Annotated in this window: 17 protein-coding genes and 1 pseudogene; 8 read left to right on the forward strand and 10 right to left on the reverse strand. The window is 64.1% G+C overall.

Going from position 1 to position 17,932, the window contains the following annotated elements; all coding sequences use genetic code 11:
• Positions 1 to 83: 83 nt before the first annotated feature.
• Positions 84 to 647, forward strand: coding sequence for a transposase family protein (locus E4J16_RS15725; protein WP_240038068.1), 564 nt, complete (start codon positions 84 to 86; stop codon positions 645 to 647).
• A complete protein-coding gene (locus E4J16_RS15730; protein ID WP_240038069.1) occupies positions 616 to 1,077 on the forward strand; it encodes an ISAs1 family transposase in 462 nt (153 codons plus the stop codon). The genes E4J16_RS15725 and E4J16_RS15730 overlap by 32 nt, the downstream gene beginning before the upstream one ends.
• 271 nt (positions 1,078 to 1,348) lie before the next feature.
• On the opposite strand, the gene E4J16_RS07925 is transcribed toward E4J16_RS15730, so the two are convergent.
• Genes E4J16_RS07925 through E4J16_RS16230 form a run of 5 tightly spaced genes read right to left on the reverse strand, consistent with a single transcriptional unit; the run spans position 1,349 to position 6,538 of the window.
• Positions 1,349 to 3,109 carry an ABC transporter ATP-binding protein gene (locus E4J16_RS07925; RefSeq protein ID WP_168708137.1) on the reverse strand — a complete coding sequence of 587 codons (1,761 nt, stop codon included), beginning with the start codon at positions 3,107 to 3,109 and terminating at the stop codon, positions 1,349 to 1,351.
• A gap of 58 nt (positions 3,110 to 3,167) precedes the next feature.
• Positions 3,168 to 4,316: a methyltransferase gene (locus E4J16_RS07930; RefSeq protein WP_168708136.1), complete on the reverse strand. Its 1,149-nt coding sequence runs from the start codon at positions 4,314 to 4,316 to the stop codon at positions 3,168 to 3,170.
• A complete protein-coding gene (locus tag E4J16_RS16225) occupies positions 4,313 to 5,482 on the reverse strand; it encodes a radical SAM protein (protein WP_136313712.1) in 1,170 nt (389 codons plus the stop codon). Before E4J16_RS16225 ends, E4J16_RS07930 begins: the two co-directional genes overlap by 4 nt.
• Positions 5,460 to 6,155 (reverse strand): RING finger protein, encoded by a 696-nt coding sequence (locus E4J16_RS07940; RefSeq protein ID WP_136193159.1) that lies wholly within the window; start codon positions 6,153 to 6,155, stop codon positions 5,460 to 5,462. The genes E4J16_RS16225 and E4J16_RS07940 overlap by 23 nt, the downstream gene beginning before the upstream one ends.
• 26 nt (positions 6,156 to 6,181) lie before the next feature.
• Positions 6,182 to 6,538 (reverse strand): SdpI family protein, encoded by a 357-nt coding sequence (locus E4J16_RS16230; protein WP_136193158.1) that lies wholly within the window; start codon positions 6,536 to 6,538, stop codon positions 6,182 to 6,184.
• A 372-nt stretch (positions 6,539 to 6,910) separates the two neighbouring features.
• On the opposite strand from E4J16_RS16230, the gene E4J16_RS15735 reads away from it, so the two are divergent.
• Both E4J16_RS15735 and E4J16_RS15740 read left to right on the forward strand, forming a co-directional pair.
• Positions 6,911 to 7,369: a transposase family protein gene (locus tag E4J16_RS15735; RefSeq protein WP_240038070.1), complete on the forward strand. Its 459-nt coding sequence runs from the start codon at positions 6,911 to 6,913 to the stop codon at positions 7,367 to 7,369.
• Positions 7,338 to 7,799 (forward strand): ISAs1 family transposase, encoded by a 462-nt coding sequence (locus tag E4J16_RS15740; protein WP_240038069.1) that lies wholly within the window; start codon positions 7,338 to 7,340, stop codon positions 7,797 to 7,799. Before E4J16_RS15735 ends, E4J16_RS15740 begins: the two co-directional genes overlap by 32 nt.
• A 239-nt stretch (positions 7,800 to 8,038) precedes the next feature.
• Here the strand turns inward: E4J16_RS15740 and E4J16_RS07955 are convergent.
• Positions 8,039 to 8,200 (reverse strand): annotated as a pseudogene (locus E4J16_RS07955) (GntR family transcriptional regulator); the annotation flags it as partial.
• A 162-nt stretch (positions 8,201 to 8,362) separates the two neighbouring features.
• Between E4J16_RS07955 and E4J16_RS07960 the strand changes: the two are divergent.
• The 3 genes from E4J16_RS07960 to E4J16_RS07970 all read left to right on the forward strand — a co-directional run bounded on the left by E4J16_RS07960 (position 8,363) and on the right by E4J16_RS07970 (position 11,141).
• The gene (locus E4J16_RS07960) at positions 8,363 to 8,995 is read left to right on the forward strand and encodes a type II toxin-antitoxin system PemK/MazF family toxin (protein WP_136313713.1); all 633 of its coding nucleotides are present in this window, start codon (positions 8,363 to 8,365) and stop codon (positions 8,993 to 8,995) included.
• Between the two features lie 228 nt (positions 8,996 to 9,223).
• Positions 9,224 to 9,484, forward strand: coding sequence for a 30S ribosomal protein S20 (gene rpsT, locus E4J16_RS07965; protein ID WP_086614450.1), 261 nt, complete (start codon positions 9,224 to 9,226; stop codon positions 9,482 to 9,484).
• 169 nt (positions 9,485 to 9,653) lie between these two features.
• Positions 9,654 to 11,141: a DUF1846 domain-containing protein gene (locus E4J16_RS07970; RefSeq protein ID WP_136313714.1), complete on the forward strand. Its 1,488-nt coding sequence runs from the start codon at positions 9,654 to 9,656 to the stop codon at positions 11,139 to 11,141.
• A gap of 80 nt (positions 11,142 to 11,221) precedes the next feature.
• Here E4J16_RS07970 and holA read toward each other — a convergent pair whose 3' ends face one another.
• From holA to E4J16_RS07990, 4 genes are all read right to left on the reverse strand, one after another.
• Positions 11,222 to 12,259, reverse strand: coding sequence for a DNA polymerase III subunit delta (holA, locus tag E4J16_RS07975; protein WP_136313715.1), 1,038 nt, complete (start codon positions 12,257 to 12,259; stop codon positions 11,222 to 11,224).
• Between the two features lie 3 nt (positions 12,260 to 12,262).
• A complete protein-coding gene (locus E4J16_RS07980) occupies positions 12,263 to 13,984 on the reverse strand; it encodes a ComEC/Rec2 family competence protein (protein ID WP_240038071.1) in 1,722 nt (573 codons plus the stop codon).
• On the reverse strand, positions 13,981 to 14,763 hold the full coding sequence (locus E4J16_RS07985) for a ComEA family DNA-binding protein (RefSeq protein ID WP_136313716.1): 783 nt from the start codon (positions 14,761 to 14,763) through the stop codon (positions 13,981 to 13,983). The genes E4J16_RS07980 and E4J16_RS07985 overlap by 4 nt, the downstream gene beginning before the upstream one ends.
• Before the next feature lie 101 nt (positions 14,764 to 14,864).
• Positions 14,865 to 15,698 (reverse strand): DegV family protein, encoded by an 834-nt coding sequence (locus E4J16_RS07990; protein ID WP_136193153.1) that lies wholly within the window; start codon positions 15,696 to 15,698, stop codon positions 14,865 to 14,867.
• A gap of 261 nt (positions 15,699 to 15,959) precedes the next feature.
• Here E4J16_RS07990 and E4J16_RS07995 point away from each other — a divergent pair, with 261 nt between their 5' ends.
• Positions 15,960 to 17,885 carry a helicase HerA-like domain-containing protein gene (locus E4J16_RS07995; protein ID WP_136313717.1) on the forward strand — a complete coding sequence of 642 codons (1,926 nt, stop codon included), beginning with the start codon at positions 15,960 to 15,962 and terminating at the stop codon, positions 17,883 to 17,885.
• Positions 17,886 to 17,932 lie beyond the last annotated feature (47 nt).

Genomic DNA, 17,932 nt, shown 5'->3' on the forward strand with positions numbered 1-17,932 from the left:
GGCGTGTTGGTGCGGGCGCGGCGCGACCCGCCGGTGACGATAGGTGGTGCAAACAATCCCGTAACCGGAGAGGTCGCGCCGCTGTGTCATCATCCACCACCACGCCCTTGTCGCGCCAGCCCCTGACAGGGGTGTTCGCCACGGTCCCCGACCCCCGGCACCGTCGCGGGCGCCGCCACCGGCTGGGCACTGTGCTGGCTTTGGCGGCGGTGGGGGTGCTGGCCGGGTGTCGCACCCTGCTGGCCGTCTGGGAGCACGCCCGGGACCTGACGCCCGGCCAGCTACGCGACCTGGGGCTAGGGCAGGGCCGCCCACTGCCGTCGGAGTCGACGATCCGCCGCACCCTGCAAGCCTTGGACCCAGATGACCTGGACGCTCGGATCGCGTCGTGGATGTTCACCCGCACCGGCACCACAGGCGGCAGGCGGGTGATCGCGGTTGACGGCAAGACCATGCGCGGCGCCAAGACCAACAACAGCAGCGGGGACGGTGACGGCGGCTGGGCGCCGCACCTGATCTCGGCTCTGGACCAGGAGACCGGGGCGGTGTTCGCCCGGCAGCGCGTACGAGATAAGAGCAGCGAGATCCCCGCCCTGAAGGACCTGCTGGCGCCCCATGACCTTTACCGGCGCGGTGGTCACCGCTGATGCGCTGCACACCCAGCACGAGACCGCCGAATGGATCATCTCCCGGGGTGCCGACTATGTGCTGACAGTCAAGGGCAACCAACCCAGTCTCAGAGCGAAGCTGAAGGCCCTGCCCTGGAAGGATGTCCCCGCCACCTCTGGGGTGGACACCTGTCACGGGCGCAGGGTACGGCGCACCATCAAAGCCGCAGCAGTACCCGCCTGGGTTGAGTTCCCCGGCGCCGCCCAGGTCCTCCAGGTACGCCGCACCCGCACCACCACCAAGCGCCGTCCCGACGGTCAGATGGAGACCAGGCGCACCACGCAGGTCGTCTACCTCGTCTGCTCCGTCCCCACCGAGCAGGCCCGGCCCGAGCAAGTAGCAGCCTGGACCCGCGGGCATTGGGGTATTGAGAACCGTGTTCACTGGGTACGTGACGCCCGCCTTTGATGAGGACCGGCACCAGCTGCGCACCGGCGCCGGCCCCCAGGTCATGGCCACCCTCAGGAACCTCGCCATCAGCCTCATCCGCACCCTCTACGACGACCCCACCACCACCACCACCACCAGCAGCGTCGCCTCAGCCAACCGGGGTCGCCTCAGCCAACCGGGCCATGACCCGGAAACCCGCCAAAGCCATCAAACTCCTAACAACCACCTAACCAACCAACAACTCTGCCGACCCTCTGAAACCGCAAGCACGACCAGGGACAAGAATAAGTCAATGCGCACCAAAAACAGCACGATAACCCTCACAACGCTCAAGCAACTCGTCGTGCGAGCCTTCGTCGACAACACGACCGTTGTCAAGAAAAACAACATGATCAGCGCAAGCAATCGTCGACGGACGGTGAGAAATCAATATAACCGTAACATCATCGCCGTGAGAAGACAACTCGCGGAAGATCTGGCGTTCAGACTGCGGATCCAAAGAACTTGTAGGTTCGTCCAACACCAACAGCCTTGGACTCTTCAAGAACGCCCGCGCCAGAGCGACCCGTTGCCACTGTCCTGTAGACAGCTGCACCCCACCGTCGAACAACCGACCCAAAGTATCATCAAGACCAATCCCATTTACACTTCCAACACCACACACTCCCGCTTTAGTCATCGCACGAGCGAGCGCGAAGTCATCATCGATCAACGCAAGTTGCCCGAATCCAACATTCTCGCGCAAACTAAATTCGTACATCATATAGTCCTGGAAAAGGACAGAACTTACATCATAAAGATGATTACGTCGAATATCATCCAAACTTAAGTCGTCGAAATATATCCGACCGCGTTTTACAGTATAGAACTTCAACATCAGCTTAATAAGGGTTGACTTACCTGAGCCGCTAACACCGACAATCGCCGTCGTTTTGCCGCTTGGAACATCGAATGAGACATCCTCCAATACGTCCGTAGATGAACTAGGGTATCTAAACCAAACGTTCCTAAATCGTATTTGCGGCGCGCTCTCGAAATCAAACTCCGCGGAGCGACCCTGCATGTCAGAGTCATCAAGTAAAGAAATCCTTCGCACGAGGCCCGTGAACTCGCGCCAATTTACGAGAAACAAACCCGACTGGAATGCCGAACTAAAAGAGGAAATCACAGCTTGTACGCTCGCAGTCATGGAACTAACCGCTGAGACGAATCCGGCAAACTCGCCCACTTTCGATTCAACGATAGCCTCAAATGCTGCGATTACAATAGCGCCGCAACTTGCAGTAACCGACAATAGTCCACAAATCAAAGTGATCACCAGCGCATGCCTTGCTAACCGGGTATCTTGCTTGGCGAACAACACCATCAGACATCGGTAATCTTCCAACAGCCGCCTCGACGTGCCAAACACCTTCATCTCGCGGACAGCCGGGACATCGAAAAACAGTGATCGGATATACGATGCCTTTCGCGCATCTTGCGCCCGTTTGTAGTCGAGCGCATATTTGGCCTTAGCAATCCCAATAGTGGCCAATCCCGAAGGAACAGCAGCAACCATAATCAACACCGCGATTTTTACATTCCACGATACGATCACTGCGCCGACGCCAATGACAGACAGCAACGCCTGTATACCAGCCCTAATTCCGCTCACCATGTCGTAAATCCGCGCGGACACGTCACCGCTGGCTCGATGAACCTTATCGAAAACAGCAGGATCTTCAAGCTGTTCAACCTCAAGAAGCGACGCAATCTCAACAGTCCGCAAGCTGATATGTTCCCTCAACCTGATCGACAGTCTCGTACCAATATAGTCCAAAACACACTGTGAAATGACGCCAAATGTCAACAAACCACAAAATAACGCCAACGCTTCAAAAAGTAAAGTACGATCAGCAGAGTAAGCGACAGCGTCGACCACCGTCTTAACGACAGTAATCTGAACGCCAGGAATTGACGACATGATGATAGTCAAGACAGCCAGTGTGACGAGATGTGCAGGAGCACTGCTAACGACCAGACGTATCACCGAATCTTCATGTTTGCTCATGGGCCACATGATCGCTCAATTCTTGCCATTCGCCATGCATATACCTTCGCCTACGCGTTTACTCCAACCACCACCGTATGCCATCATATTGCGCGTCTGATAAGTCAATGTACCTGTGTAGGCCATGCACCTGCTCTCCTTTTTCCGTGCAAGCTGGCGCAATAAGCGTCAGGGCAAACGAGTACACTTCAGAAATACCTGCTGAGTGGTATGCAGACATAACTTCGTGCGGCTCGCTGTACCCCCGTTCAAGCGCGTAACCATCAACCGAGCGAGTAATAAGATCTAACCATTTCGAGCCTGCCGCAACCGGACAACGTGACAGCACCGACAATACCGCTCGGAGAGGGGTCTGAGAAACAATAGAATCCACAGCATCGGCGACATAGGGGCCGTGTTCATTTCCGCCGGACAGGCCGATCGTTATCAATTCACCTCCCGGGGCCAAGATGTCACAAGCGTGCCCAATGATAGACCTAGTTATCTTGAGGCCGTCTACGCCGCCCGCCCCGACCAAGGCGTAAGGCATTCCCTCCGGTACTGGAACCAGCGGTGGATTGGCATAAACCCGGTTATATACACCAACTGATTTCGAACTGAAGAAATCATCTATCGAGGCTTCAACCACACAATATTTCTCAACGCATCCGTTGAGAGTCGCATTGCAGCGCGCCACGCTCGCCGCTACGGGGTTAATCTCTACCGCAGTAACGTCGCAGCCTAGCGCGGCTGCCAATATACCTTGAATGCCTGGCCCGGAACATAGGTCGAGCACTTTTCCGCGCAGAGGACGCAGCAAATCTAACCGAGTGGCCAACGCAATTGAGTCTTCGCCGTAATATAGCGAAATCAACGGGCCCGGCGTCTCTGCGAAGTACAACAGACCTTGAATTACGTACAGCGACAGCGAACTCGTACATATTGATTCGCCCAGCGTCCTTACGATACCCGAAGGTTCAAGCTTCAGCGCCGCGTCACGAAGGCCTTCTGAAAGGGACCGCAACGAGACACGTCGCCCAAGGCAAAACAATTCGCAGGCCGCTCGTAGTTCGCCGTCAAAGCATCTCAACTGCTCTTTTATCAAAGTGTGTGGGTAAACCCTAAGGTCTATATCGCTCATCAATGATATGTACCCATCCAGGAGCAAAGCCTCATAAAGCTCCTCGCCTATCACGCTGTTCAGTTCCGCATAATCATAGTTTCTCATCTGCATCGTCCCCGGGTCCACCCGAATAGTTTGCACACACGGTAATGCTGTTCTATTTGTTGTTCAATAAGTTCGCGTTTGTCATATAGGACATCAATGAGTGCCCTATCGCCAGTCAAACGCTCGCATATCTCGCATACGCTCATGGCTTTCGTGCGCCTTACCGACGTCGCACTTTCTGTCGCTAAATGGTATAGATAAGTTGGGCCGAGAGTTCGTATCGCATGTAGGATCAAACCTTGAAACTCGTCGACGTCGTATGAACCGTTGCTCATCAACTCCTGGATGTCTCCAATCGTTAAGATCGAGTTGTGTTCAGTATTCGTACCGCAGCAAACACCCACGGTCCCGTCAGCATTGACTGTAGGAGGATCCATTAGGGCAGGACAGCCACCATATAGTTTACTTAAATTAAATTCCTCATGACTGCCGAAGTACTCCGATCGAAGACGTCGCCCTCTTCCAAGTCGTGATATGGCGGACTGCGAAATTAGGTAGCGAGTTCCGTCTTCGGCAGGTTCAGGAAGATTATCGTCACCACGGTCCAGGCTCTCGACAATCGGAATTTGCTCGCCTAGGAACTCGCTGACGCTCATCGGCGTAATCTTGCTCCGAGGCCCACTACATACAGCTATTAGGACCGTCTCGAACCCCTGTCCTTTCGAAGCATTCCACGCTCGTTTTACGTTGGCCAACGGAATCCATACCGAATGGAAGTCGTCAGTTGAGTAGTTTATCTCGGTCAATCCTGCATTCCGTAGTTCAAAAACCGTTGACTCTGCCGATATTTGGTCCTCCGCCCATGAAGCGTTAGTTACGAGCCGACTCATAATACCTTGCTCGGAACAATAAGATATTGCTTCAAGCAGGGAGTCGCCTAGAAGGGTGGACTCGCCACCTGTGAAAGCAACGAGCTTAAGCGGTGTATTGCTGGCATAATAGTCAATTATACCGATCATTTCTGATGCGGTCAGTTCCTCGGTTCCTGTTGGCCCGGAGTTCATGAGGCAATGTGCGCAACGTGCTTGGCACCGGTTAGTTGTCGCAATTGCAATGCGCCTGACATTCCCGTGATTAGATACTGGATCGTATGACGCTCTCCCAATCGGAGCATTCTTCAATTCCATGAGTTTTCCGTCTAGGCTATACCACCACTGAACCATCATTGATGATGATAGTTTGGGTTGAGTTATCTGAGCTTGCTGTCACCTTGAAATGAGTTCCCCGATACGTGGAAGACACAGTGATTTCATTTTCTCGGTCAGTGTCGAACTTAGACAATGCACGGCGTAGCAATCGTTTTTCTCGTGATTCACCGACACCCTGTTCCACAAAATGAGAATGAAGACTATGAGCAATATAGAGCTCACTGAAGTGCATCGGCGGTGGAGTGAGTCGTTTGTCGGTCGCGGCCGGAAGAGGCGTGTCTACCGCGCCGGTATATTTCGCATTCTTGAGCGCAATGGCGTTTGCACCGACACCGATGTTGGCGCCCGCCAGATGATAGACCCCAACATTACCGATAACTGCCACGTTATATATTGCAGCCAGAACCACACCGACATACAGTACTGGGATCGCATCGGGATCAGATTCGGACTTCCCTGTACTCAACCAACTCACACAGTGATCAAGGGTGAGGAATCGCACACCTCGGGGACTTTCAACTACAGCACGCCTCACTGAACTACCTGTTTCGCCCAACTCGGTCAACTCAGCCAGAAATAAATCGGGTGATCGTTCAAATTCATCCATCTTCTGCGGACTGGACAACAGCCGATGCCGAAGCTGTATTAAGCGTTCGCAGATGTGTTTGTCGGGGGCTATTACAGTCATCATGTTCTCCTTGGCTGTTCGGTTTATGTTCATCGATTATTTACGTTCAGTACTACGTACAGCATATAGCAGTATCCCAAAATCAGTTGAATCGACATAATGGAGACCGGAACCATTATTGGGATGGCACTAGGAAATATTGCTTGAACCACAAACAATGCTGCCGAGTCGAAACATATGACACCTACGGCTATTGCAGGATGCGCGCATTTGGCTTGAATTCTGTACCAGTCTTCTTCGCTGCGATATGCACTGGGGATTCGCACGCCAGCTAAGGAGTTTGGTTTAAGAGAACCTCGTTTCATCTTTACGCCGGTAACTGTAAGTGCAATTCCACATAGAGTCATAGCAGCAGCTACTATTGAACTGGTCAGCCATTCGAACATCGTCGTTCCTGCCGTTTTTCAGGGTGCCACCTGCGATATGTGGACTTATGGTAGCACGTGGTCTGTCCGGTGTCAAGGTGTCGATGAGACTCATTACATGTGCCCGCGAAAGAGGCTCGGTGCCTCACCCAGGGGCTCGGCAAAGTTGTTGGCTGGGTTGGGGGGTTGTTAGGGGTTTTCGGCGTGTTGGTGCGGGCGCGGCGCGACCCGCCGGTGACGATAGGTGGTGCAAACAATCCCGTAACCGGAGAGGTCGCGCCGCTGTGTCATCATCCACCACCACGCCCTTGTCGCGCCAGCCCCTGACAGGGGTGTTCGCCACGGTCCCCGACCCCCCGGCACCGTCGCGGGCGCCGCCACCGGCTGGGCACTGTGCTGGCTTTGGCGGCGGTGGGGGTGCTGGCCGGGTGTCGCACCCTGCTGGCCGTCTGGGAGCACGCCCGGGACCTGACGCCCGGCCAGCTACGCGACCTGGGGCTAGGGCAGGGCCGCCCACTGCCGTCGGAGTCGACGATCCGCCGCACCCTGCAAGCCTTGGACCCAGATGACCTGGACGCTCGGATCGCGTCGTGGATGTTCACCCGCACCGGCACCACAGGCGGCAGGCGGGTGATCGCGGTTGACGGCAAGACCATGCGCGGCGCCAAGACCAACAACAGCAGCAGCGGGGACGGTGACGGCGGCTGGGCGCCGCACCTGATCTCGGCTCTGGACCAGGAGACCGGGGCGGTGTTCGCCCGGCAGCGCGTACGAGATAAGAGCAGCGAGATCCCCGCCCTGAAGGACCTGCTGGCGCCCCATGACCTTTACCGGCGCGGTGGTCACCGCTGATGCGCTGCACACCCAGCACGAGACCGCCGAATGGATCATCTCCCGGGGTGCCGACTATGTGCTGACAGTCAAGGGCAACCAACCCAGTCTCAGAGCGAAGCTGAAGGCCCTGCCCTGGAAGGATGTCCCCGCCACCTCTGGGGTGGACACCTGTCACGGGCGCAGGGTACGGCGCACCATCAAAGCCGCAGCAGTACCCGCCTGGGTTGAGTTCCCCGGCGCCGCCCAGGTCCTCCAGGTACGCCGCACCCGCACCACCACCAAGCGCCGTCCCGACGGTCAGATGGAGACCAGGCGCACCACGCAGGTCGTCTACCTCGTCTGCTCCGTCCCCACCGAGCAGGCCCGGCCCGAGCAAGTAGCAGCCTGGACCCGCGGGCATTGGGGTATTGAGAACCGTGTTCACTGGGTACGTGACGCCCGCCTTTGATGAGGACCGGCACCAGCTGCGCACCGGCGCCGGCCCCCAGGTCATGGCCACCCTCAGGAACCTCGCCATCAGCCTCATCCGCACCCTCTACGACGACCCCACCACCACCACCACCACCAGCAGCGTCGCCTCAGCCAACCGGGGTCGCCTCAGCCAACCGGGCCATGACCCGGAAACCCGCCAAAGCCATCAAACTCCTAACAACCACCTAACCACACACCGACTTTGCCGAGTCCCTGAGCAGTGGCCGGGTTGATCCGGTAGGTGGTGGCGTACTGGGTGGTCGACATCACCCGATCCCCGTCAGTCAGCGCCCTGATGAGGATCTGGTGACGAATGTCGTCGGCTATCTGTCTGTAGATCGGCGCGGTCGAATCAAACTCCACGGAACACCCCCTCATCGGTTCATTACATGACTACTGAACCATATGACCATCAGGGTGTCAAACCGTCTCGTGACGCTGCGAGCCCCGACGTTTCTCTGAGGCAGGCATCGTGGAGACTTCCCCGCGCCTGCCGGCCAGAAAGCCCCAGACTCATATGCGTACCGGTAGGGTCTGCCCATGCCCTCCCCACTGCTCAAGCGGATCGCCAGAATCTTCACCTCCACCGCCAAGGAGGCGGTGGCCGACGCGATTGAGAAGGAGCTGGCGACCGGTGAGAAGTCGCGCGCACGCGCCGCGTCCGGCTCCGGGGCGAAACGATCGGGAGCCGCGAACCACTCCGGCTCCCGCACCACCTCCCAGCCGGATGCCCGCAGCCCCCGCGCGGGCGCGCACGACGGCGTCGGCGTTTACGACGTCGCCTCCCTGGGACTTCCGGACTTCACCTACTCCCCCGATCCCGACGGCGACGCCGACCCCGGCGAGGTGGTGTGGACCTGGGTGCCCTTCGAGGAGGACGCCACCCAGGGCAAGGACCGTCCCGTGCTCGTCCTGGCCCACCACGGCAAGCGGCTCGTCGCCGCCCAGTTGACCAGCAAGGACCACGACCTTGACGCCGCCCAGGAGGCCCGCTGGGGTCGCTACTGGCACGACGTCGGCACCGGGCCGTGGGACTCCAAGGGCCGTCCCAGCGAGGTGCGCCTGGACCGCCTGCTGCTCGTCGAGCCGGATGTGGTGCGCCGCGAGGGCGCCACCATGAAGCGGTCGACCTTCGACGGCGTCGTTACCGCTCTGCGGGCGCACTGGTCCTGATCACCCACCACGGGCGGCTGCGGCGCGACGCACTTCACGTCGTCGGCCGGTATTCGACCGGGGATCGCCGGTCCATCCGGTGTTAGAGTTCGCTCGGACCTCTGGCCTGGCCGGCTTCGGGGTCCGGCGACCGGGCCTGCCTGGTGCTTCCACCACCTCAAGTCCGCCCGCGGCGCCAACCCTCTCTCCGGCCATTGACCATTCAGACACCAGAAAGCTTCACTCACAGTGGCGAACATCAAGTCTCAGATCAAGCGCATCAAGACCAACGAGAAGGCCCGCCTGCGCAACAAGGCCGTCAAGTCCGAGCTCAAGACCTACGTGCGCCGGACGCGCGAGGCCGTCGAGGCCGGCGACAAGCAGGCCGCCGAGGAGCACCTGCGCAAGGCCTGCCGCAAGCTGGACAAGGCCGTCTCCAAGGGCGTCATTCACCGCAACCAGGCCCGCAACCGCAAGTCGAAGCTGGCCAAGCGCGTCAACGCCATGTGACCCGGCGCGCGCACGATTGCGTCTGGAAGGGCGTCTCCCACCTGGGAGGCGCCCTTCCTGGTTTCCGTCTTCCGGACCCGTGCTCGTGGCCCGCTCCGACGGCGTTACGATTCCTCAGGCCGGCGCCCTCCCGCCCGGCCGCACATTCAGGCGACCGTGAGGAGAACGCATGCGCATCGGGTTTGACCGGGACAAGTACCTCAAACTGCAGTCCGAGCGAATCGCACAACGCCGGGCCCAGTTCGGCGGCAAGCTCTACCTGGAGTTCGGCGGCAAGCTCATCGACGACATGCACGCCTCCCGCGTCCTGCCCGGTTTCACCCCCGACAACAAGATCGTGATGCTCGCCGAGCTGGCCGACGACGTGGAGATCATCGTCGCCGTCAACGCCAAGGACTTCGCCCGCCACAAGATCCGCGCCGACCACGGCACCTCCTACGAGGACGAGGTACTCCGCCACGTGGACGCCTTCCGCGACTACGGGCTGTACGTGGGCTCCATCGTGATCACCCAGTGGACCGACGACAACCTCCAGGCCGCCGAGTTCAAGCGCAAGCTGGAAAAGCTCGGCATCACCGTCTACCGCCACTTCCCGATCCCCGGCTACCCCAACGACGTCACCCGCATCGTCTCCGAGCAGGGCTACGGGCGCAACGAGTACATCGAGACCTCCCGCGACCTGGTGGTGGTCACCGCGCCGGGGCCGGGATCGGGCAAGATGGCCACCTGCCTTTCCCAGATCTACCACGACCACGTGCGCGGCATCTCCTCCGGCTACGCCAAGTTCGAGACCTTCCCCATCTGGAATCTGCCGCTGGACCACCCGGTCAACATCGCCTACGAGGCCGCCACCGCCGACCTTGACGACGTGAACATGATCGATCCCTTCCACTTGGCGGCCCACGGCGTGCAGACCGTCAACTACAACCGCGACGTCGAAGTGTTCCCGGTGCTCTCGCGCCTGTTCGAGCAGATCATGGGCGCCTCCCCGTACGCCTCCCCCACCGACATGGGGGTGAATATGGCCGGCTACTGCATCAGCGACGACGACGTGTGCCGGGAGGCCTCCAAGCAGGAGGTGATCCGCCGCTACTACAAGGCACTGGTGGCAGAGAAGCGGGACATGCTCGAGCCGGTCCAGTCCGGGCGGATCGCCCTGCTGATGAGCAAGCTCGGCATCGCCAAGGAGGACCGGCCGGTGGTTGTGCCGACGCTTGAGCTCGCGGAGGCGACCAACGCGCCGGCCGCGGCCATTGAGCTGCCGGACGGATCCATCGAGCTGGGCAAGACCTCCCCGCTGCTGGGCTGCTCCTCCGCGATGCTGCTCAACGCCCTCAAGCGCCTGGCCGGCATAGACCCGACGGTCGACCTACTCGCCAAGGAGTCGATCGAGCCGATCCAGACGCTCAAGACCCGCCACCTGGGCAGCCGCAACCCGCGCCTGCACACCGACGAGGTGCTGATCGCGCTGGCGGTCTCCGCCAACGGGGATGCCAACGCCGCCCGCGCACTGGACGAGCTGGGCAGCCTGCGCGGCTGCGACGTGCACACCTCGACCATCCTCGGGCCCGTGGACGAGGGCATCTTCCGCTCCCTGGGGATTCAGGTGACCAACGAGCCGGTCTTCGCCACGAAGTCCCTGTATCGCAAGAAGTAGCACCGTCACCGAGCTGCCCCTGGCCGCCATCACACAGTCCTGAGCGGCAGTCGGCCAATGACCCGTCCATAGGTCCGGCGCTAGGAGGAGCGCCCCGGCAATCTCCCGCGGCGGGCGTCGCAGATGGTGATCACGGCCCGCTCGACGGCGTAGACGGGATCCCGGGAGGCACCCTTGACCTCGGCGTCGGCGCGGGCGACCGCCTGGATCGCCACGGCGAGGGCGTCGTCGGACCAGCCGGCCAGCTCGCGGCGGGCGCGGTCGGCCTGCCACGGCGCCATACCCAGGTCACGGGCGGTCAGCCCCCGACGCCCGCCCATGGCTGCTACCCGGGCGAGTTGGCGGATCTTCATGGCCAGGGCGGCGACGATCGGGACCGGATCGGTGCCGGTGGCCAGCGCGTGCCGCAGGGCGGTTACGGCTTTCACGACGTTCCCGGCCGCGGCGGCGTCGGCCACGGTGAAGCCGGTGGCCTCGAAGCGGCCCGCATAGTAGGTGTTGACAGTCGCGATCGTGATGGTGCCCTGGGTATCGGCGATCAGCTGCTCGGCGGCCGAGCACAGCTCCCGCAGGTCGGTGCCCAGCGCATCCACCAGTGCCCCGACGGCGTCTGGATCCATACGGCGCCCGGCTTGGCGCACATCAGCGGTGACCAGCGCCGCCTTGTCCTTGGGAGACTTGACTGCCTGGATGGTGCACACCGGGTAGGACGACTTGGCCAGCGCGTCCAGCAGCTTCTTGCCCCGCTGGCCGCCATTGTGCCGCAGTACGACGGCGACGTCGGGGGCAGGCGCAGAAATGTAGGCGAGCAGGTCGGTGAGCAGCGCGTCGGTCATCTGCTCCAGCGCAGGAATGAGTACCAGCTTGGGCTCGCCGAACAGAGACGGCGACACGAGCGTGTCCAGTTGATGAGCCTCATAGGTGGCGGCCTCGACGGTACTGACCTCGGTGGCCGGATCCTGCTGACGCGCCTGGTTCAGCAGACGGGCGACTGCCCGATCGGCCAGCAGCTCCTCCCCCGCGCGGATCAGGACAATCGGTGCCAGCTCGACCTCGTCCCAGCCGGGTCCGGCGGGGGCGCGCCGGGCGGCGCCGCGTGCGGGTCGGGAGGATGCCATGGCTCATAGCCTGCCATGCCTGCGCGGACGGTGCGCGCGGCGTCGCCCCCACCAGTACACGCCGCCGATGACTGCGACCTCGGCGGCGGCGAGCGCCAGCGCCCCACCCGCCTGCCCCGGCCAGGCGAGTGACGCTCCTGGCAGCTGAGCGAACCGGTGCGCCACCAGCGCGAGCCAGGCGCACGACGCCGTCGCCGGCCAGGCGATCACGGTCGCCGCCTGCGGCCACAGGGGCGCTACCAGGGCGGCAAGGATGCCGCATACCGTGGCCACCGGTACGGGAGGTGCGGCCAACACGTTTGCGGGCACTGACCAGATCCCGACCACCGGTCGCAGCAGTACCAGCACCGGGGCGCAGGCCAGCTGGGCGACCAGCGGCAAAGCCACGCCGGCGGCCAGGGGACGGGGCAGGTGCCGGGACAGCACGGCAGCCAGGGGCGCCGAGCCGAGGAGGATGCCGGCGGTTGCGACCACCGACAGGGCGAAGCCGTAGTCCCGGGCCTGCCATGGGTCGAGTAGCAGCAGAACGATCACGCCCGCGCACAGTGCGGGCAGGGATGCGGAGCGTCTTCCCGCGCCCACTCCCAACAGCATGACCACGCCCATTGCGGCTGCCCGCAGCACGGATCCGTCGGGGCGCACCAGCACCACCAGTCCGGCAAGCACCAGGGCCCCGGCGGCGGCGCGCACCCACCGGGGCAGGATGCCCAGAGCAGACAGCGCCAGTCCCATGACGATGGCGACGTGCTCTCCGGAGACGGCGGTCAGGTGGGTCATTGAGACGGTGCGCATATCGTCTCGCACCTGCGCGGGCAGGGCGTGGTCGTCGCCGAGAGCTACACCGGGCACGAGCGCGCGGGCGCCGGGCGGCCAGCTGACTGCGGCACCGGTCGGGCCGGGTTCATCAGCAGTCGGTTCTCGACCGACGGCGTCGGCAAGACCGTCCCTCAGTCCCGCAACGAGGCCGAGAACTCCCCTCGCCGGGCCCATAACGGATACGGTGGCGCCGGCTCCGATGACCGCCGCCTCCCCGCTTCCGGGATCGGCAGGACGCAGGCGTGCCTGCACGCGTACGGGTGTGCCCATGGGGATCTCCAGCCAGTCGGCGTCGCCCAGGACCGTTGCGCTCAGGCGCGAAGGGCTCCCGTCAACGGTGTCAACGGATAGACCGCTCAGCACGGTGGTCCGCTTGGCTGTTGCGGTGGCTCGCGGACTACGGGTGACGGTGCCGGTGAGAGTGACGGTGCGCTCCTGCTGTGCGGCGCGGGTCAGCGGATCCTGAGCCCGGGCCCAGGATCCTGAGGCGGTCACGATCAGTACCGCCACCACGGTCAGCACCAGCGCCAGGAGTGATGCCGCTGGTGAGCCGATGGCCGAGCCGTCGGCTGCGCCCGCGCCGGGGCGCGGGTCGTAGCGGTGCCGGGGCGGGTGGAAGCGGGAGGCGGCCACCGCCAGCGGTATCGCCGCAACCGCGGCCACGGCTGCGGCGAGGGCCGCGGGGACCCAGGACTGCTCCCCTTCCAGGCCGACTGCCCAGAAGGCGGCGGCCCAGGCCCCGAGTGCGGCCGGTCCCAGACGCAGGTCGAGCGGTGAGGGGGCGCTTTCCCGAGTGGCATGGCGGGCACGACGGCGCGGAGAGTGGCGGCGCAGCACCTCCGGGTCGTCCCAGGGGGCGGGCTCGGTGCGCTGGGTGCGATGCCTGCGTGGGGTGCTGGGCGGAGTCATACTGTCGCCCGGTCCCGGAGTTCCTCGAGCTTCGCCGCACCGATTCCGGAGACGCCCGTCAGGTCGTCGACTGAGGTGAAGGGGCCGTGTTCGTTGCGGTAGTCGATGATGCGCTGCGCCAGTGCCGGACCGATGCCGGGCAGATTCTCCAGCTCGGCAGCACCGGCCGTGTTGATGTTGATCCGGCTGGCGCCGACGGTGCTCTGGCCGGAGCCGTCCGCCCCGTCGGCCACGGCGTCGGCACCGCTGCCTGCGCCGGTGTTCCAGGCAGAGGCATCCTCACCCTGGTGCGGCACGCGAACCTGTTCGCCGTCCGTGAGGATGCGGGCGAGGTTGAGCTGGTCGGTGTCCGCATCCGGCAGGGCGCCGCCGGCGGCGCTGATGGCGTCGACGACGCGTGCGCCCGCGGGTAGCACGACCACCCCGGGACTGGTGACGGCACCGGCGACGTGAACTACCAGCTCACCACCCGGGTCGGTGGGCGGTGCGCTCCCCAGCGGGTCGGTAAGCGGAACGGCGGCCGTTGGCGCCGCACTCTGGGATGCGGTGGTCGCAGGGGCTGCGGAAACGGACGGCGGGGGCGAGACCAGCACTGTGCGAGCTGCGAGGGCAAGGGCGAAGAGCACCAGCACGCTGCCGAGCCCAATGGCGGCCCTGGGTGCGAGGGCAAGGCGTCGGGGCCGCCGCACCGGTTCGGCGGGGTCCGTGGAGCAGGCGATGCGGACGAAGTCCGTCAGGGGGCGCTTGCCCGCCCGGTCCGCCACCCGCTTGCCACTCATGGATCGACGGTAAGGCCATGGCGCGCTGTCCGTCCCGGCGCCTGTGAACGCCGTCGCCCGAGGCTGCGGCGAAGGTCCCCTGTGGACGGTGGCGGCCCCTCCTACCGGGGGGACTCAAGGTGCGGTGCGACGACGATCCCCAGGGCGCCCGGCCCCAGGTGGACGCGGCTGGCGGGATCGGCGGGTGAGCGCATGATGGACTCGACGAGGGCCCCGGCCTCCACCATGGCATCAGCCAGGTCATTCTCCAGGGCGCGCCCATCGGCCGGGTCATCGCAGTAGTGGACTGCGAGCCGCACGGGTGCTGCCGGAGGCCGCGGGCCGGTCAGTGAGGTTCCGCCGGTTGCGCGCACCGCCTGCGCGATCAGGTGGCGGCGGGCGCGGGCGGCCCCGCGGACCATTTCGACGACGCCGATTCCCTCCGGTCCAGTGGTCAGGATCGGCCGGATGCCCAGGGCGCCGCCGGCGAAGGCGGTGGCGCGGTCAATGCGACCGCCGCGACGCAGATGAGCCAGGTCCTGCACCAGGAAGAACAGGTGGGAACGCGCCACGGACTCGCGTGCTCGGGCTGCCCCGCGGCGGGCGTCGTCGGCCTCTGCGGCTGCCAGCGCGGCCAGCCCCAGTACGCCGCCGGAGGCCCCGGAGTCCAGGACGGTGATCGTCGCCCCCTGGGCGGCGAGCTCACGCGCCGCCAGCAGGGCGTTGTCAACCGTGCCGGACAGGGATGCAGTGACGTGCAGTGCGAGCACCTCGTTGCCGCGCTCGGCGGCGCGCAGGTAGGCGTCGGTTAGCTCGGCGACCGAGGGACGCGCCGTCGTCGCCGGCGCGCCGTCGTCCCCGTCTACGGCATGCAGCGGAACGACCATAATGCCGTGCTCCTTCGCAAGCGCTGCGGGCAGGCAGGCTGACGAGTCGGTGACCACGGTGAGCGACATGATCGAAGCGTAAGCCTTCGATGCCGATACCTTGTCGACCGGCGCTTCCGATTTTCGGGTGTGGTGGCGGGTAGGGGGCGCCTGCGCGGGTGGACCGTCTGGTGAACGAGCCCCAATGGGAGTCGGGGGCGGTGTGGAGTGAAGCGTGGCGGTCCGCGCGCTGGCCTGACGGACCGACCTCGGCACGTAACAACTACCGACCTCGGCACGTAACAACTACCGACCTCGCGTTGGAATTGCATGGCCGCATACGATGCGGGCATGACGAGTCCCACACCCGACCCAGCCGAGATCGCCCGCCTGAAGGCCGAGGCGGCGCAAGCGGCCGCGGACGCCGCCGCGGCAAGGGCGGCCGCGGCACAGGCAGCGTTGGAGGCAGCACTGGCCGCCCAGAGTGATCCCTCCGCCACGGCGTCGCCGGATCCCGCAGCAACGCAGCCGCAGGACGCCCCGGTGGTGGAGCCGCAAGCGGTCTCCGGCTACGCCGCCCGCGTGCGGGACGGATACGCCTTCGCCGGCCCCGTACTGCCGGTGGGTACCTACCTGGCTTACCCCACGCCGGACGACCCGCCCGCGGACCCGGATGCGGACCCCGCACCGGTGCCCGGGGTGAAGGTGGGCATCCCGCTCGGTCTGCTCAACCGTCACGCCCTGGTCGCCGGCGCCACCGGTACTGGCAAGACGCGCACGCTGCAACTCTTGGCTGAGGGGCTGTCCACCGCCGGCGTGCCCGTGTTCCTGTCAGATGTGAAGGGGGACCTGACGGGTTTGGCGGAGGCCGGTGCCGCCTCCGACAAGCTCGCGGCTCGCAACGCCGCCACCGGGCAGGCGTGGGAGGGGCGGGCCTTCCCGCTGGAATTGTTCACCCTCGGGGATTCGGAGGGGACGGCGGCGCAGTCGGCCACCGCGGCGGGCGCCTCCACCGGGACCCCCATCCGCACCACGGTGACGGCCTTCGGGCCGGTGCTGCTCTCCCGCGTACTCGGGCTGAACGACACGCAGACCTCCGCGCTGGAGCTGGTGTTCCACTGGGCGGACGCGCAGGGGCTGGCACTTATTGACCTCAAGGACCTGCGCAGCGTGGTCGACTACTTGACCGGCACCGAGCCCGGCAAGCAGGAGTTGCGCGGCATCGGCGGGGTGTCCAGCGCAACGGCGGGGGTGATTCTGCGGCAGGTCTCCGCCTTGGAGGCGGCCGGCGGCTCGGTCTTCTTCGGGGAGCCGGCCCTGGACGTGCACGACCTGCTGCGGACCGCCGCCGACGGCCGCGGCGTCATCTCCTCCCTGGAACTGGCGGACATCCAGTCTCAGGGGACGTTGTTCTCCACCTTCCTGATGTGGTTGCTGGGCGAGCTGTTCGAGGTGCTGCCGGAGGTCGGCGACCCGGACAAGCCGGCGCTGGTGTTCTTCTTCGACGAGGCGCATCTGCTGTTCGACGGTGCCAGCAAGGCCTTCCTGGAGGCGGTCACGCGCACGGTGAGACTGATTCGCTCCAAGGGAGTCGGCATCGTGTTCATCACCCAGTCCCCCACGGACGTGCCCGAGGCCGTGCTGGCCCAGCTGGGCAGCCGCATCCAGCATGCGCTGCGCGCCCATACGCCGGCCGACGCCGCCAAGCTGAAGCAGGCGGTATCAACCTTCCCGGTCTCCCCACTGGAGCTGACTCGAGTGCTCACCGTCCTGGGTACGGGCCAGGCGGTGGTATCGGTGCTGGATGAGAAGGGCCGTCCCGCACCGGTGGCGCCCGTCGTGGTGAACACTCCGGCCGCGGTAATGGGCCCGGCACAGCCGGCCACAATCCGGTCGGTGCTCTCGGCCTCGCCACTCATGCCCAGGTACGCCGCCGCAGTGGACAACGAGTCCGCCTACGAGCTGCTGGCCAAGCGCACCGAGGAGGAGGCGGCCCGCACCGAGGCGGCCCGCGCCGAGGCCGAGGCCCAGGCCGCGGCGGAGAAGGCCGCGCAGGAGGCGGCCAAGGCACAGGCGAAGGCCGAGGCCCAGGCCGCCCGGGAGGCCCAGCGCACCGCCGAGCGGCTGCAACGTGAGGCGGAGAAGGCGGCTGAGCGCGAGCAACGGGCACGGGAGCGGGCCGCCGAGCGGCGTCAGCGCGAGGTGGAGAAGCTGATCGGCTCCGCCGGCCGCCAGATCACCCGCTCCATCCTCGGCAACATCCTGCGCGGCCGCTGACCCCAGCACGTATAGCGTCGACGCACCTGGCCCACCTACACCATCTG

It is taken from the genome of Actinomyces procaprae (genome assembly GCF_004798665.1).
GTDB lineage: Bacteria > Actinomycetota > Actinomycetes > Actinomycetales > Actinomycetaceae > Actinomyces > Actinomyces procaprae.